The organism is Streptomyces sp. NPDC005799 (assembly GCF_040630525.1).
GTDB classification, from domain to species: Bacteria; Actinomycetota; Actinomycetes; order Streptomycetales; family Streptomycetaceae; genus Streptomyces; species Streptomyces griseorubiginosus_B.
Genome location: NZ_JBEXXQ010000003.1, coordinates 285,360 through 300,980 on the forward strand (window position 1 = coordinate 285,360; position 15,621 = coordinate 300,980).

Annotated in this window: 15 protein-coding genes; 5 read left to right on the forward strand and 10 right to left on the reverse strand. The window is 72.1% G+C overall.

The genetic code is table 11. From position 1 onward, the window contains the following. Positions 1-36: 36 nt before the first annotated feature. Complete coding sequence (locus ABZ453_RS05000; protein ID WP_359011637.1) at positions 37-1,806, reverse strand: RICIN domain-containing protein; 1,770 nt, start codon at positions 1,804-1,806, stop codon at positions 37-39. A gap of 374 nt (positions 1,807-2,180) precedes the next feature. Between ABZ453_RS05000 and galU the strand changes: the two genes are divergently transcribed. Further along, positions 2,181-3,149: a UTP--glucose-1-phosphate uridylyltransferase GalU gene (gene galU, locus ABZ453_RS05005; RefSeq protein WP_359011639.1), complete on the forward strand. Its 969-nt coding sequence runs from the start codon at positions 2,181-2,183 to the stop codon at positions 3,147-3,149. Positions 3,150-3,206: 57 nt separating this feature from the next. Here galU and ABZ453_RS05010 read toward each other — a convergent pair whose 3' ends face one another. Then, positions 3,207-3,659, reverse strand: coding sequence for a DUF4442 domain-containing protein (locus ABZ453_RS05010; protein WP_207929937.1), 453 nt, complete (start codon positions 3,657-3,659; stop codon positions 3,207-3,209). A gap of 129 nt (positions 3,660-3,788) precedes the next feature. Here ABZ453_RS05010 and ABZ453_RS05015 point away from each other — a divergent pair, with 129 nt between their 5' ends. Then, a complete protein-coding gene (locus tag ABZ453_RS05015) occupies positions 3,789-4,853 on the forward strand; it encodes a hypothetical protein (protein ID WP_359011641.1) in 1,065 nt (354 codons plus the stop codon). An 89-nt stretch (positions 4,854-4,942) separates the two neighbouring features. Beyond that, the gene (locus tag ABZ453_RS05020; RefSeq protein ID WP_359011643.1) at positions 4,943-6,241 is read left to right on the forward strand and encodes an MFS transporter; all 1,299 of its coding nucleotides are present in this window, start codon (positions 4,943-4,945) and stop codon (positions 6,239-6,241) included. 292 nt (positions 6,242-6,533) lie between these two features. Here ABZ453_RS05020 and ABZ453_RS05025 read toward each other — a convergent pair whose 3' ends face one another. From ABZ453_RS05025 to ABZ453_RS05035, 3 genes are all read right to left on the reverse strand, one after another. Continuing rightward, the gene (locus ABZ453_RS05025) at positions 6,534-7,379 is read right to left on the reverse strand and encodes a fused MFS/spermidine synthase (protein WP_359011644.1); all 846 of its coding nucleotides are present in this window, start codon (positions 7,377-7,379) and stop codon (positions 6,534-6,536) included. Positions 7,380-7,471: 92 nt separating this feature from the next. Then, the gene (gene tuf, locus ABZ453_RS05030) at positions 7,472-8,641 is read right to left on the reverse strand and encodes an elongation factor Tu (RefSeq protein ID WP_356767718.1); all 1,170 of its coding nucleotides are present in this window, start codon (positions 8,639-8,641) and stop codon (positions 7,472-7,474) included. Positions 8,642-8,910: 269 nt separating this feature from the next. Beyond that, positions 8,911-9,633, reverse strand: a complete 723-nt coding sequence (locus ABZ453_RS05035; RefSeq protein WP_359011647.1) for a DNA alkylation repair protein — start codon at positions 9,631-9,633, stop codon at positions 8,911-8,913. Positions 9,634-9,682: 49 nt separating this feature from the next. Between ABZ453_RS05035 and ABZ453_RS05040 the strand changes: the two genes are divergently transcribed. Next, positions 9,683-10,504, forward strand: a complete 822-nt coding sequence (locus ABZ453_RS05040) for a TVP38/TMEM64 family protein (RefSeq protein WP_359011649.1) — start codon at positions 9,683-9,685, stop codon at positions 10,502-10,504. Between the two features lie 3 nt (positions 10,505-10,507). On the opposite strand, the gene ABZ453_RS05045 is transcribed toward ABZ453_RS05040, so the two are convergent. Then, complete coding sequence (locus ABZ453_RS05045) at positions 10,508-11,677, reverse strand: thiolase family protein (protein ID WP_359011651.1); 1,170 nt, start codon at positions 11,675-11,677, stop codon at positions 10,508-10,510. Positions 11,678-11,827: 150 nt separating this feature from the next. On the opposite strand from ABZ453_RS05045, the gene ABZ453_RS05050 reads away from it, so the two are divergent. Next, positions 11,828-12,298, forward strand: coding sequence for a helix-turn-helix domain-containing protein (locus tag ABZ453_RS05050; protein ID WP_356767727.1), 471 nt, complete (start codon positions 11,828-11,830; stop codon positions 12,296-12,298). Positions 12,299-12,319: 21 nt separating this feature from the next. Here the strand turns inward: ABZ453_RS05050 and ABZ453_RS05055 are convergent, their stop codons facing one another. The 4 genes from ABZ453_RS05055 to ABZ453_RS05070 form a co-directional block, all read right to left on the reverse strand. Continuing rightward, positions 12,320-12,595, reverse strand: coding sequence for a YciI family protein (locus tag ABZ453_RS05055; RefSeq protein WP_359011653.1), 276 nt, complete (start codon positions 12,593-12,595; stop codon positions 12,320-12,322). Positions 12,596-12,661: 66 nt separating this feature from the next. Then, positions 12,662-13,381, reverse strand: a complete 720-nt coding sequence (locus ABZ453_RS05060) for a cupin domain-containing protein (RefSeq protein ID WP_359011655.1) — start codon at positions 13,379-13,381, stop codon at positions 12,662-12,664. After that, entirely contained in the window at positions 13,375-14,301 is a 927-nt protein-coding gene (locus tag ABZ453_RS05065; RefSeq protein ID WP_359011657.1) for a PmoA family protein, read from the reverse strand. Before ABZ453_RS05065 ends, ABZ453_RS05060 begins: the two co-directional genes overlap by 7 nt. Next, positions 14,298-15,467 (reverse strand): Gfo/Idh/MocA family oxidoreductase, encoded by a 1,170-nt coding sequence (locus tag ABZ453_RS05070; RefSeq protein ID WP_359011659.1) that lies wholly within the window; start codon positions 15,465-15,467, stop codon positions 14,298-14,300. The genes ABZ453_RS05065 and ABZ453_RS05070 overlap by 4 nt, the downstream gene beginning before the upstream one ends. Positions 15,468-15,621 lie beyond the last annotated feature (154 nt).

Below are 15,621 nucleotides of genomic sequence, written 5' to 3' on the forward strand. Positions count from 1 at the left end.
CAACGACTGCCGCTGTCCCTTCGGTGTTCGGCTCCCTCAACCCAGGCCGGCCGGACCCGTGCGGCTCAGGACGGACCCGAGGGCGGACGTGACCGCGTTCAGGGTGTCGGCGGTCAGCGTGCGGACCTGGTCGAGCGGGGGGTCGATCGCGGCGGGCGGCTCGGCGGGCCGGGGCTCGCTGTAGACCTGGGCGAACTTCGGTCGGTACTGCTCGTCTTGCGGCGCCGGTCCCGGGTCGCGGCCGGGGGGCGGCGCAGGCGGGGTCGCGCCGGGCACGGACTGCTCCTGCGAGGGCCGCTTCGCCGGGTCGTCCGGGGTGCGCACGTCGCCGCCGGTTTCCAGCTCCCAACGCTGCCCGGCCGAGCCGTTCCGCTCGGCGACCTCCGGGCGCCTGCCCTGTCCGGCCGCGACGAGCAGTCCGTCGCCGCCGCGCAGCAGCAACTCCCCGCGCACCGTGAGGTCGTAGCGCACCTTCCCCGCGTGCACGACGCAACCGGCGAGGACCAGCGAGCGCTTGTCGGCGTCCAGGCACAGGGTCGGGTCGGCGTCGCTGCGCAGCAGGCCGTCGTCCTGGTACGACCACTGTTGGGACGCGGCGGAGGAACAGGCCGCCAGCACCGCCGCCACCCCTGCCTCCATCCGGCCGCCCTCGGCGTCGAGGCACAGGCCACGGGCGGGGTTGCGGAGCCGGCCGCGGCCGACCTCGACGGACTGCCCGGCGGAGGCGGGCGAGGGTGATCCGGCGGACGAGGTGCCGCCGGCGGACCGGGCCGGATCGAGGGACCTGCTGCTCACCGCGCTCCAGGTGGCCCGCACGTTCGGGACACCGTGGTCGTCGGACCAGCCCTTGGTGACCAGAACGGTGAGGAGCAGGGCGAGGGCGGTCAGGCCGACCCCGACGACCACGGCCTTGGTGTGTCTGCGGGGCACGGCGGGCCGGTGCCGGCCACCGCTGCCCGGACGGCCGGGCCGTACCGCGCGGTCCCCGCCGCGGCCGGGGCGGGAGTCGAGGTAGCGCTGGGCGCCCCAGCCGAGGACGGTCTCGGCGAGAAGCACCTCGAGCCCGCTCTCGAAGTGACTGAGCTGCTCGGCGGCGTGGCGGCAGTAGCGGCACTCCGTCAGGTGCTGCTGGACGTCCGGGAGCAGGGCGCCGCCCCGGCGTATGGGGACGTCGAGGAGGCGGTTGTAGAAGCGGCATTCCCGGCCGGGCGCCAGTTCCCGGTGGGCGCGTACGCAGCCGGCGCGGAATTGCTCGCGCGCCTGCTCCAGTGCGGCCGAGGCGGTGGGCGCGTCCACGCCCAACAGACCGGCGGGTATGGTTATCGATTCCGCCTCCACCTCGGTGTGCCACAACAGGCATTGTGAGGCTCCGGGAAGGGTACGGAATGCCCGTTCGGTGAGCTGTCGCCTTTCCGGCGTCACGGAGCGCGCGGCAAGCAGCCCGCGCCCTCCGGTCGGTTTGCGGAGTTCCGGCAGCAGAAGAGAAATCCGCTCATCCGCGGCCCACTCCTTGACCGTGTCCCGGACGGCTCGGAGCAGTTGCGGCCGCAGTGCGCCGGGAGCGGGCCGGCCGAGCACCCGGTGGAACGCGGCGCCGGCGACCATGGACGCCGGACCGTCGGTCGAGACCAGGCATATGGCTGCGTAGTCATATGTCGCCTGCCAGTGTCTGGCCAGCAGCAACGCGCCCGCGCGCGTACCGTTGACACCCTGGCCCAGTTGCGCGACGAGGTTGCGGTCGGACTCCTCCGGCCCTGAGCCGGGGCGCGGTGGGAACGGAGGCCGTGGGGGGTAGGGGGATTGCACTGAACCAATTCCTTCCAAGCCGCAGGACGGCAGGCGGAATGCGCACGTCCGTCGGAAAGCAGGTGCCTGATTGGTGCATACCTATGCGGCGTCAGTTACTCACCGCTATGAGGGCGCTCACTTTCGCACAATTGATGCACAGGAAACAAGAAGTTCGGATGACCAAAGTTCAAAAATGAGCAACTTCAGATAAGTTACCGACGGTATCCGCACCCGCATTCGAAATGGGCGTTCGCCTGCCCGCCGAGTTGTGTACGCCAGGGGGTCAATGACACACGAAACCTTCAACTCCGGGCCTCCGTCGGACCGGACGCACAGCGGGCTCCGACGTTTCTCTCGGCGGGCTCTCATCCCCGTCGGCCAGCATGGGCTGCATGATCGCCCCCCACTCTTCAAGTGCCCCCGCTGCCGCCGCCGCCCGCGGTGTTCGCGGCGTCCGCAAGGCCGTCGTACCGGCCGCCGGACTCGGCACCCGCTTCCTTCCCGCCACCAAGGCCACCCCGAAGGAGATGCTGCCCGTCGTCGACAAGCCGGCCATCCAGTACGTCGTCGAGGAGGCCGCCGCGGCCGGGCTCGACGACATCCTGATGGTCACCGGGCGGCACAAGCGGGCCATCGAGGACCACTTCGACAACGCCTTCGAGCTGGAGCAGGCCCTGGCGGCCAAGGGAGACGCCGTACGGCTGGACGCCGTGCGCGACCCGGCCCGGCTGGCCGGCATCCACCACATCCGGCAGGGCGAGCCGCTCGGCCTCGGGCACGCCGTGCTGTGCGCCCGCCGCCATGTCGGCGACCAGCCGTTCGCCGTCCTGCTCGGCGACGACCTCATCGACCCGCGCGAGACGCTGCTGAGCCGGATGCTGGACGTGCGCGACCACTATTCGGGCAGTGTGGTGGCCCTGATGCAGGTGCCGCCGGAGCAGATCCATCTCTACGGCTGCGCGGCCGTGGAGGCGACCGGCGAGGACGATGTCGTCCGGGTCACCGGCCTGGTGGAGAAGCCGTCCAGCCAGGACGCGCCCAGCACTTACGCGGTCATCGGCCGCTATGTCCTCGACCCGGCCGTCTTCGACACCCTCGAGCGCACCGGCCCCGGTCGCGGTGGCGAGATCCAACTGACCGACGCCCTGCAGGAGTTGGCAACGGACGGCACGGTGCACGGGGTGGTCTTCGACGGACTGCGCTACGACACCGGCGACAAGGCCGAGTATCTGCGCACGGTCGTCCGGCTGGCCTGCGACCGGGACGACCTGGGCCCCGAATTCGTCGCCTGGCTCAAGGAGTTCGTCGCGGACCTGGAGGCCGGCACCACCACCGGGCGCCGCCGCCGGATCGCGGCCTGAGGTCACGGCAAGGGCCCGGGGACGACGTACACCCCGGGCCGGATCCCGCGACGGCGCTCAGCCGTTGGGACGCAGGGTCCACACGACGGTCATCTCGCCGGTGACGGCACCGTCCGAGCGCCGGATCTCGATCGACACCGGGAACTCCGGGCGCTGTCCCGCGTCCAGTTCGGCCACGACGTCGGTGGCCGGGCGGCCGAGGGTCGCGGTCGCGGTGACCGCCCCCATCGCCAGCTTCCGGTACCCGATCTCCGCGCTCACGGCCAGCGGCACGGCCCGCGCGAGCTGGTCCCCGAAGGCAGCCAGCACGATCGCCCCGCTCGCGGTCTCGCCGAGCGTGAACATCGCACCGGCGTGCGGCCCGCCCACGTGGTTGTGGTACTCACCCTGGTCCGGCAGGGTCACCACCGCCTTCTCGGGCGTGGTCTCCAGGAACTCGAGGTTCAGGGTCCGGGCCATGGGCACCGTCGCGGCCAGCAGCTCACCGACGGACATCTGATCTGCGCTCATGACCGGATGTTACCCACGGGTAGCCCGGCTGGCCAGAGTGGTGTGACGAGCGCCGCTCTGCCCTTTGCTACGGCGTTGACGAGCCACAGTGACCGAATCGTGTCCCGGACGGCACTAGGGTTGCTGCCCATGTGGCCAGGACAGCAGCCGCCAGGGGGCGAGCAGAACCCGCAGGGACAGACTCCCCAGGGACCCGTCCCGCCGGTTCCGCAGGAGCAGCACAACCCGTACCAGCAGCCGGGGTACCAACAGCCGAATCCGTACCAGCAGCCCGGATACCAGCAGCCCAACCCCTATCCGCAGCAGCCGCAGTGGGGCGCGCCGGGACCGGTGGGCGCGCCGCAGCCGCCCAGCGGCGGCGGGGGCGGCGGCAACAGGACGAAGCTGGTCGCGATCGTGGCCGCCGCGGCCGTGGTCGTGGCCGCGGGCGTCACCGGCGCACTGGTCCTGGGCGGCGGCAACGACGACAAGGCGGACGGCGGTTCGGGCGACGGCAGGCGGGCGAGCCAGTCGCCCACCACGTCCGCCGAGCCCAGCCAGTCCGCCTCCGACGACGATCCACGCGGCGGCACCACCGAGAAGGCGACCGTCGCGGGCTGGAAGGTCGTGGTGAACCCCAAGTGGGGCACCGTCTTCGACGTCCCGGCCGACTGGGAGGTCGACTCGCCGACCATGCTCATCGGCTTCGAGGACAAGAAGGACGCGAGCGCCAAGCCGCTGATCACCATGTCCGCGCCGGCGTACTACAAGTCCAAGTGGTGCACCTCCGACGACGACAAGGACGGCAGGACGGAGGACACGGCGCTTGCCGCCGTGGGCACCAAGGGAGCGGACGGCGCAAAGAGCACCGACCAGGTCGCCGTGAACCAGGTTCCCTGGTGGGTCTACGGCGGCTACACGCAGCCGGACAAGAAGAGCATCACCTACGACAAGACGGCCAAGAAGTTCACCACGGCCTCCGGCATCGAGGGCAGCTACGCCTGGGCCCGGTCCAAGAACAGCCCGCAGATCGGCAAGTCCAAGTGCGACAGTGACGGCAAGGCCATCACCTTCGGCTTCAAGAACTCCGCCGGGGACTTCGTCGCCTGGAGTCTCTATGGCGCGACGGGCGTCAAGGGAGAGGTCCCGGACGCGACCGTCATGAAGATCATGAGCACGGTGCGGCTGGCCAAGGAGCCGCCCACCGGGGGCTGACCCGACGCCTGCGACCGTGGCCGACGAGGCCTCCGGTATGGCGCGGAAACGGTTTGGCAAGCGGGGGTCACGGCGGGGATAGTCGGCCGGTGACCTCCGCCGACGCCTCAGACAGCCCTCGCGGACCCGCCGGGACCGGCCGCAACTACCGTCTGCTGACCGCCGCGGCGGTCGTCACCAACCTCGGCAGCAACGGTGCGCTGATCGCCTCCGCGTTCGCCGTGCTGGAGGCCGGCGGTGACGGCGGTGACGTGGGTCTGGTGGCGGCCGCGCGCACGCTGCCCCTGGTGGTCTTCCTGCTGATCGGCGGCGCGGTGGCCGACCGGCTGCCCCGGCATCGCGTGATGGTCACGGCCAACGCCCTCAACTGCCTGTCCCAGGCCGTGTTCGCGGCGCTCGTCCTGGCCGGTCACCCCCGGCTGTGGCAGATGATGCTGCTCAGCGCCCTCGGCGGCACCGGCCAGGCCTTCTTCAGCCCGGCCGCCGAAGGCATGCTGATGTCGTCGGTGACGGGCGAGCAGGCCGGCCGCGCGTTCGCGCTGTTCCGGATGGCGATGCAGGGGGCGGGGCTGGGCGGGGCGGCGCTCGGGGGCGCGATGGTCGCCGCGGTCGGGCCGGGCTGGGTGCTCGCGGCGGACGCGGCGGCCTTCGCCGTCGCCGGGTCGCTGCGGTCCTTCCTGGACGTCAGCCACATCCCGCCGCGCGAGCCGGGCGGCGGGATGATCGCCGATGTGCGGGAGGGCTGGCGGGAGTTCAGCGGGCGGCCCTGGCTGTGGGGCATCGTCGTGCAGTTCTCGATCGCCAACGCGGTGCTCGGCGCCGCCGACTCGGTCTACGGCCCGCTCGTCGCCCGCGACGACCTCGGCGGAGCCGGCCCGTGGGGCCTGGCCCTCGGCTTCTTCGGCGCGGGCACGGTGGCCGGCGCCCTGCTGATGACCCGCTGGAAGCCCCGCCGACTGCTGCTGGCCGGCACCCTGTGCGTCTTCCCGATGGCCCTGCCGTCGGCGGCCCTCGCGATACCGGCGCCGGTGGGGGTGCTGTGCGCGGTGATGTTCCTGTCGGGCTCGCTGGTGGAGGTGTTCGGGGTGAGCTGGATGACCGCGCTGCACCAGGAGATACCCGAGGAGAAGCTCTCCCGGGTCTCCGCCTACGACTGGTTCGGGTCCATCGCGCTGATGCCCCTCGCCGCGGCCCTGGCCGGCCCGGCCGAGGCCGCGCTCGGGCGCAGCGCCGCGTTGTGGGGCTGCTCGGCGCTGATCGTGGTCGTCACGGCGGCGGTCCTGGCGGTACCGGACGTACGGAACCTACGCCGCGCCGACCGGCCGCTCCTCCCGGAAACCCCGGACACCCCAGCCGATACCGAACGCCCCGTCGGGGGGCTCGGGTGAGGTAACTGCCTCCGATGATGAACTCCACCCGACCCGGCCCGAGTTGCGCCCCGACCGAGAAGGCGCCCGTAGCGGCGCAACAGGCCGGCCGCTCCTCCCCGCAACCCCGACCACCTCAGCCGATACCGAAAGCCCCGTTGGGGGCTCGGGTGAAGGTACGCCGTCCTCGTCCCGCCCGGAACGCGCACCAGCGACGAACTCCCCCAGCCCCGAACCGAATTGCCATCCGACCGAGGAGACGCCCAGAAGCGGCGCGACAGGCCGGCCGCCGCTCCCTGAGATCCCGGACACCTCAGCCGATACCGAACGCCCCGTCGGGGGGCTCGGGTGAGGGTACGGCCTCCTCGTCCTGTACGGGGCGCGCCCCGGCGATGAAGTCCCGTAGGGCCGGCCCGTGTTCGACCCGGGCGGGGAACGCGTCGGAGGCGGTGCGGCGGGTCAGGGTGGCGGTGTCCAGGGGGTGGTGCGCGGCGACGAGGACCGCGTTGCCGAAGCGGCGGCCACGCAGGACGGCCGGTTCGGCGATCAGCACGAGGTGCTCGAAGACCGCGTCGAACGTGGCGAGTTGGGAGCGCAGGAAGGCGAACGGCGAGGAGTCGGCGAGGTTGGCCAGGTAGACGCCGGTGCCGCGCAGCACCCGCTCCGCCTCGCGGGCGTAGGTGACGGAGGTGATGTGGGCCGGGACGCGCGAGCCGCCGAAGACGTCGGCGACGATGACGTCCGCCGAGTCCGCGGGGGCCGCTTCCAGCCAGGCGCGGGCGTCGGCGCCGTGCGGGGCGATGGAGGCGCCGGCCGGGAGCGGCAGATGCTTCACGACCAGCTCCAGCAGCCCCCGGTCCGCCTCGACGACGTCCTGCCGCGAACCGGGGCGGGTGGCGGCGAGGTACCGGGGCAGCGTGAGCGCGCCGCCACCGAGATGCAGCACATCCAGCGGACGCCCCGGTTTCGCGACGAGGTCCAGGACATGCCCGAGCCGCCGCGCGTACTCGAACTCCAGATGTTCCGGCTCGTCCAGATCCACGTACGACTGCGGCGCCCCGTCGACGGTCAGCAGCCAGGCCCGCTCCCGATCGACGTCGGGCATGAGCTTGACGACACCGAAGTCGGTGGTCCTGCTGACGGGGATGAGTTCGGTCACCTCCTCATTGTGGGGCCCGACGGCCCCCGCGAAGGGGCGCGGGGGCTGTGCGCCGGCCACAGCGGCCCCGCAGTCCCCCACGCCCCTCGTCCTCACTCCACGGTGGTCACGGTCCCGGCACCCACGGTCCGCCCGCCCTCACGGATGGCGAACCCGAGCCCGGCCTCCAAGGGCACGTCGCGCCCGAGCTCGACCGTCATCGTGACCGTGTCACCGGGCCGCGCGACGGCGACCTCACCGAGGTCGACGTCGCCCACCACATCCGCGGTACGGATGTAGAACTGCGGCCGGTACCCCGTGGACACAGGCGTCGTACGACCGCCCTCGCGCGCGGACAGCACGTAGACCCGCGCCGAGAAGCGCCGGCCCGGCACCACACTGCCCGGCGCCGCCACGACATGCCCCCGGCGGACCGCGTCCCGGGGCACGCCCCGCAGCAGCAGCGCCACGTTGTCCCCGGCCTGCGCCTCCTCCATCGGTTTGCCGAAGGTCTCCAGGCCGGTGACGACGGTCTCGACACCGGCGCCGAGCACTTCGACCCGGTCGCCGACGCGGACGACGCCCCGCTCGACCGCGCCGGTCACCACCGTGCCGCGGCCGGTGATGGTGAGCACGTTCTCCACGGGCAGCAGGAACGGCGCGTCCAGATACCGCTCGGGCATGGGCACGTACGTGTCCACGGCGTCGAGCAGCGCCTCGACGGACGCCGTCCAGCGCGGGTCGCCCTCCAGGGCCTTCAGCCCGGAGACCCGTACGACGGGCACCGCGTCGCCGCCGTACCCCTGCGCGGTGAGCAGTTCGCGGACCTCCAGCTCGACGAGGTCGATGAGCTCCTCGTCGCCCGCGTCGGCCTTGTTGAGGGCGACGACGATGTGGTCGACGCCCACCTGCCGGGCCAGCAGGACGTGTTCGGCGGTCTGCGGCATGATCCCGTCGACCGCGGAGACGACGAGGATCGCCCCGTCGAGCTGCGCGGCCCCGGTGACCATGTTCTTGACGTAGTCGGCGTGGCCCGGCATGTCCACGTGCGCGTAGTGCCGGGTGTCGGTCTCGTACTCCACGTGCGCGATGTTGATGGTGATGCCGCGGTCGATCTCCTCCGGGGCCCGGTCGATGCGGTCGAACGGCACGAAGGTGCCGGTGCCGCGCTCGGCCAGCACCTTGGTGATGGCGGCGGTCAGGGTGGTCTTGCCATGGTCGACGTGGCCCATGGTCCCGATGTTCAGATGCGGTTTGGTGCGCACGTATGCCGTCTTGGGCATGGCTGTACCTCGAAGCCTCTCAGCGGTGAAGAAACGCGGGACCCCAGGAAGTGGCCGACCCTCCCCTTGCGGGGTCCGCCGGACGATCCGGAGAGGGTCAGCTTCGGGCGCCGTCGACTGCGGCCAGGAGGATCAGGACGGCAGCCTTCGGCGCATCCGCGACTGCGGATGCTGCGAGGAGGAAGGCGTGCCGGAACATGGGATCGATCATCGCCGACGCCCTGTCCTGCGTCGAATGGTTTTTCAGGGCGCCCGCGCGCGAAGGGCGTTCAGGCCCCGATGTTCTTCAGCGCCTCCCGTACCGACAGCGGCGCGAACCGCCCGCGCTCGCGTGCCAGGAAGGCCCGTACGGCCTCCGGGTCGGTCTTGGCGTACTCGCGCAGGCACCAGCCGATCGCCTTGCGGACGAAGAAGTCGGGGTGACCGGACTGGCGCAGGCAGTAGGTGAAGAGGCGTTCGGTGTCGGTGCGTTCCTTGTAGCGGAGCTGGTGGAGCAGGGCGGTGCGGGCGATCCACAGGTCGTCGTCGACGATCCACGTGTCCATGTCCGCCTTGAGCGCGGGATCGGCAGCGACCAGGGCGCCCACGACGTGCGCGGCGAGCAGGTCGACGGTGTCCCACCAGGAGGTGGTGGCGATCAGGTGCCGGGCCACCGGGAGGAAGCCCGAGGAGCACACGCGCGCGTGGCGGCGCAGATAGTCGACGGCGAAGTAGTGGTACTCGCGTTCGGGCAACTGCCAGCAGCGCAGGGCGATCGCGGTGCAGTCGCTCTCGTCGGGGCGGGGCAGACCGGCGACGACGGTGCGGGACAGGGCGCGGCGCGCGGGCGTGGTGAGGCCCAGGAAGGGGGCCACGTCCTTCATGTACGCGCGCATGGGCGCCGCCCGTTCCGGGTCGGCGGCGGGCGCGTAGGTGGCGGTGAGCCGCTCCAGCACGGTGTCGGCGAGTGTGCTGAACGGCACACCCGTGGCGACCGCGTCTGTGACGCACATAAGACGAACCATACGGCGATCACACACATCCGTCGGTTAGTGTCGCCGGATGCTCGATGCCCACACCCGCTCTGGGGGCACCGCCACGGCCTCTCCCCGGGCCGCCGCCACGGAACTCGGCGTTCCCGCGCCCGTGGTCGCCGCCGGCGCGGAGCTCGCCGTTCCGGTGCCCCTGGCCGCCGTCGCCGCACCCGTCCCGCCGCTCGTACGCCTCGGCAGAGTGCTGCTGTCGCCCTGGGCGCGGCTGTCGTTGCTGGTCGCGCTGCTGACCGCGGCCGGGGCGAGCGTGCTGCTGTTCGAGCCGCAGAGGCTGCTCGCGGACGGCTGGCCACCGCAGTTGGGAGGCGTGACGGCAGCCCTCGTGTTCGCCGTGGCGTACGGACTGTGCACGGTGGCGTTCGTACCGCGCCCGCTGCTCAATCTGGCCGCCGGGGCGCTGTTCGGTTCCGCGCTCGGGCTGGCCACGTCGATGGTGGGTACCGTGCTGGGTGCCGGGGTCGCCTTCGGGCTGGGCCGGGTGCTGGGTCAGGACGCCCTGCGGCCGCTGCTGCGCGGGCGGTTGCTGAAGGCGGCGGACGGCCAGTTGAGCCGACACGGGATGCGCTCGATGCTCGCGGCGCGGCTGTTCCCCGGGCTTCCCTTCTGGGGCGTCAACTACTGCGCGTCCGTCTCCCGTATGCGCTGGACACCCTTCCTGGTGGCGACCGCGCTGGGCTCGATCCCGAACACGGCCGCCTATGTCGTCGCCGGGGCCCGTGCCTCGGCCCCGACCTCGCCGCTCTTCCTGATCGCGCTGGCCGCCATCGCCCTGCCGACGGTGGCGGGGGCGGTGGTGGCCTGGCGCAAGCGGCACCATCTGCGCGGGGCCTGACTCCTACAGGCCTTCCAGGATCATCGCGTTGGCCAGTCCGCCCGCCTCACACATGGTCTGCAGGGCGTAACGGGCGCCACGCGCGCGCATGGCGTGCACGAGCGTGGTCGTCAGACGGGTGCCGCTCGCGCCCAGCGGGTGGCCGAGGGCGATGGCGCCGCCGTGCACGTTGACCTTGGCGAGATCGGCCCCGGTCTCCTGCTGCCAGGCCAGGACGACGCTGGAGAACGCCTCGTTGACCTCGAACAGGTCGATGTCGTCGAGGGTGAGGTCCGCCCTGCGCAGGACCTTCTCGGTCGCCGGGATCACACCGGTGAGCATCAGCAGGGGGTCGGAGCCGGTGACGGCGAAGCTGTGCAGACGGGCGAGCGGGCGCAGGCCGAGGCGGGCCGCGGTCTCGCCGGACGTGACGAGGACGGCGGAGGCGCCGTCGTTGACGGGGCTGGCGTTGCCCGCGGTGACGTTCCACTCGATCTGCGGGAAGCGCTCGGCGAAACCGGGGTCGCAGTAGGCCGGATTCAGGCCGGCGAGGACCTCGGTCGTGCTGCCGGGGCGCACGCACTCGTCGCGGGTGACGCCCTCCAGGGGGGCGACCTCGGCGTCGAAGAGGCCGTTGTTCCAGGCGTCGGCGGCCTTGCGGTGGGAGGCGACGGCGAAGGTGTCCATCTGCTCGCGGCCGATCGACCACTTGGCGGCGATCAGTTCGGCGCTGATGCCCTGCGGGACGAGGCCCTCCGGGTAGCGCTCGGCGACACCGGGACCGAAGGGGTCCTTGCCCGAGGGCACGTTCGACCACATCGGCACGCGGCTCATGGACTCCACCCCGCAGGCCACGACGAGGTCGTAGGCGCCGGAGATGACGCCCTGGGCGGCGAAGTGGACGGCCTGCTGGGAGGAGCCGCACTGGCGGTCCACGGTGGTCGCCGGGACCGTGTCCGGGAAGCCCGCCGACAGGACGGCGTAGCGGGTGGTGTTCATGGCCTGTTCGCCGACCTGGTCGACGGTGCCGCCGATGACGTCGTCGATCAGCGCCGGGTCGACGCCGGCGCGGTCGACGAGCGTGCGCAGGGTGTGGGCGAGGAGTTCGACGGGGTGCACGTGCGCGAGGGCGCCGCCCGGCTTGCCCTTGCCGATCGGGGTGCGTACGGCTTCGACGATGACTGCGTCACGCATGATGCGGCCTCCACGGCAGGGTCGGCAGGCGGGCCTGCCAGTGAGGCCTACCAATGAGTCCCACCAGCGAGCCCTACCAGTGAGTAGGAAATCCAAACTCACCATAGCTCCGTGAGTTGGAAAATCAAACCCTCCCCTAGACTGGGCTGCATGGCCGCACCCAAGGACCCGCGCCCCTGCTCGATCGCCGACGCGCTCGCGATCGTCGGCGAGAAGTACTCCCTGCTCGTCCTGCGGGAGGTGTGCCTGGGCAACGGCCGTTTCGACCAGCTGGTACGCAACATCGGCGCCCCGCGCGACGTCCTCGCCACCCGCCTGCGCCGCCTGGTCGACGCCGGGGTCCTGACCAAGCGCGCCTACAGCGAACGCCCGCAGCGCTTCGAGTACCGGCCGACGCAGGCGGGCCTGGAGCTGGAGCCGGTTCTGATGACCTTGAAGGAGTGGGGCGACCGCCACCTCCGCAACGGCACCGACCTCCCGATGGTGGTCGAGCACACCTGCGGCAACGAACTGATCCCCGTCGTCACCTGCCAGTCCTGTGGCGCCCCGGTCCACCACGAGGACCTGACGGCCCACCCCCAGGCCGAGGGCTGGACGGTCTCGGGCCCGACGGCGGCCTAGGACCGGGAGCCCCGGCAGGGGTCAGGACGGGACGAGGGCCTCGTTCCACTCCCGGATGTGCCAGGACCTGACCACGCCGTGCAGGACGAAGGGATCGCCGGCGACGAAGTCCTCGGCCGCCGCGCGCGTGGTGAAGACGGCCATCGAGCCCTCTTCCTGGGGATTGGCGAACGGGCCGATCATCAGCAGCTCACCGCGCTCGACGAACTCCTGGTAGCGGGCCGCGTGCGCGGCGAAGTGGGCGGGAGCCTTCGCGGCCAGGTCGTCGGCCGACTCGTAGAACACGACGTACTTCATCGGGCCTCCCGAGGCTGGACCCAGCCGACGCCTCCAGGCTACCCGCCGGATGATCGGGGCGCCCGGTCACGGCCCCGGGTAGACGTTCAGTCGACCGCACATCCCGAATTTGCCGTACTCCGAGGGGAGTTCGGCCCGGACGACGGCCTCGGTGAGGTGGGTGACGTCGCCCTTCTCCAGTCGGGTCAGTTGCTCGCCCGTGGCCGCCGCTGCCGCTTGTGCGCCGGCCTGCCAGCGCTCTCGCCACTCGGACAGCCGGGGGCGGACCAGGGCCGCGGCGGCGCGGTGGAAGGCGGCCAGGGACTCCGGGCCGGTCGCCTCGCGCAGCCTGCGGTAGCCCTCCAGGGCCAGGTCGCGGCGGGTCCGGGCGATCCGCTCGCGTTCCTCCTCCGCAGCGTGAGCCGGGATGCGCGTCACCGCGGCGTACGTCTCCGGGTCGGCCAGGTACTTCGGGGGCAGGGTGAGGACCGCGTCCCCCGCCTCCGGCAGGCCGCTGTTCTGCATCAGGACCGTGATGCGCAGTTCGTCCTCGTTGACCAGGCGGTGGATGGCGCCCGGCGTGAACCAGGCGACCGTGCCGGGCTCGAGGGGCGTGACCTCGTACCCGGACGTCGTGAGCGTCTGCACCGAGCCCCGGCCGCCGGTGACGACGTACGCCTCCGAACAGGTCAGATGCATATGGGGGGTTCCGCCGCACACCCCGTCGTCGGCGGGCCAGTCGTAGACGGACAGGTGGGACACCGCCACCCCTCCGGGCAGTCCGGTGAATCCGCCGGCGGTCACCACGGGTGCGCCTCCAGGTACTTGGCGATCTCCTCCCGCTCCCAGACCCCGTCCGCCACGACGACGCGGTAGCGGCGGGAGAGCGTGTCGCCGGGGGCGAGTTCGAGTTCGTCGTAGAAGGCCCAGGAAGGGGCCACGGCGGCGAACGGGTCGTTGCGGACGAACCAGTGGGCGGGGTGGGCGCCCGCGCTGCCGAGGTGGTCGTTCTCGGGGGCGTGCGCGAAGACCAGGGTCGCGTGGCCGTCGGTGCCGTCGTGCTCTCCGGAGTACGCGAGCCAGGGCGCCTGCTCGCCCATCAGACCGGGGCCCTCACTGTCCGGGCCGATGATCCGCCCGTCCCGGAAGGCGCGCGGGCCGCGCCAGAACAGGCCGGTGTAGCCCGCGAGTTCGCGTCCCGCGGTGGTCGGGCTGCCGAACCGCAGCGGCTCCTCACGGCGGTTGGTGATGGCGCTGGACCAGGTCAGCGCCCAGGAACCGGATTCCCGGTCGACGTCGTGGATCTCGACACGGCGCTCCTCGTCGGCCCACAGCTCGCCGCTGTACGGGTGCCAGGTGAGCCGTTCGGCGATGACCACCCGGTCGTCGTGGACGGCCACCTCGTCGAAGGCCACGTGTGCCATCGAGCCGACGCGTTCGGGGAGTTCGAGATAGCCCTCGCCATGGACGTAGGAGTTGCCGCCCCACAGATTGGCGCCCGAGAGGTGCGAGGCGGTCAGCTGCAAGCCCTTGTGCCAGCGGTGGTCGTTGGGCCGGTAGTCGGTGACGACGTCACCGGCGAGGGTGCGGATCGGGTGGAGGTACGGCTTCGGGGCCTCCCACGCGGCCTCCGGGGCGTAGACGTAGCTCAACAGCTCGACACCGGTTGCCGGTTCGCTGACCGTGATGCGGTCGCCGTGGGCGTGGACGAGGCGCAGGGCGCTCATGCGGACACCTCCTGGGAGACGGCGACGACGGGAGCCCAGCCGGGCACGCCGCCGTGCATCGCCGTGTGGAACGGGTCACCGGGGCCGATCTCGCCGGCCCTCACGGTCGTGTCGGTGAACGCCGACTTGTACAGCGCGGCGATCAGCTCCAGGCTCGTACGCCCGTCGGTGCCACTGCTGCGCGGCCGCTCGCCGGCCCGCATGCTCGCGACGAGCTCCCGCAGCTGCTCCAGGTGCGAGCTGGGCACGTCCGCGCCGAAGTCCTGCCAGGCGGCGGCCTCCTCGCCGGGCACGTCCGGGGCCGGGGTGATGCGCCAGTCCGCGTTGGAGTGCCCGTAGAGGTGGGTCAGCTCGACGGTGGCGCGCTCGCAGTCGACGCGGATCCGGCTGACCTCGTCGGGGCTCAGCACGCTGTTGACGACGGTCGCCATGGCGCCGCTCTCGAAGCGGACCAGGGCCGTGGAGACGTCCTCGGTCTCCACGTCGTGCACCAGGCGCCCGGCCATCGCGCGCACCTCGCTCCACGGCCCGAGGAGGTCCAGCAGGAGGTCCATCTGGTGGATGCCGTGGCCCATCGCCGGGCCGCCGCCCTCGGTGGCCCAGCGGCCGCGCCAGGGCACGGCGTAATAGGCGGCGTCCCGGTACCAGGTCGTCTGACAGTGCGCGACCAGCGGCCGGCCCACCGCTCCCTCGGCGAGCAGCCGCCGTACGTGGCGGGTGCCGGAACCGAAGCGGTGCTGGAAGACGATCGAGGCGTACGGGCCGCCGTCCCCGCCCTCCGCGGCCTCCACGGCGTCGTAGTCGGCGAGCGTCGGCACCGGCGGCTTCTCGCACCACACCCACGCCCCGGCGCGCAGCGCGGCGATGCTCTGGTCGCGGTGCAGGGTCGGCGGGGTGCAGATGCTCACCAGGTCGGGGCGCTGCTCGCGCAGCATCCGCTCCAGGTCGGTGTAGGCGTGCGGGATCCCGTTCGCCCGGCTGAACTCCTCGACGGCCGTGGCATCGATGTCAACCGCCGCCACCAGCTCCGTCTCGCCCTCCTCGGCGAGCCTGGCCAGGGCGGGCAGATGGGAGCCCCGTCCGATGGCGCCGATGCCGACGAGGGCGGCCCGGATGCGGCGACCGGCGAAGGGCACCGAGCGGGGATGGGTGTCGGGCGTGGGCATGGACGCGATCAGCACTCCTCCGGGAACGGCGGCCTTACCGGGAGACGTCGCAGCAAGCGCTTTCTCCTCTCCGGAAACGTAAGCTCCGCCCCCTCGCCGGGTCAACCACCCGCGGCCGGGGGCGGGGCACCCGTCGCCCAGCGCGGCGGGCCGC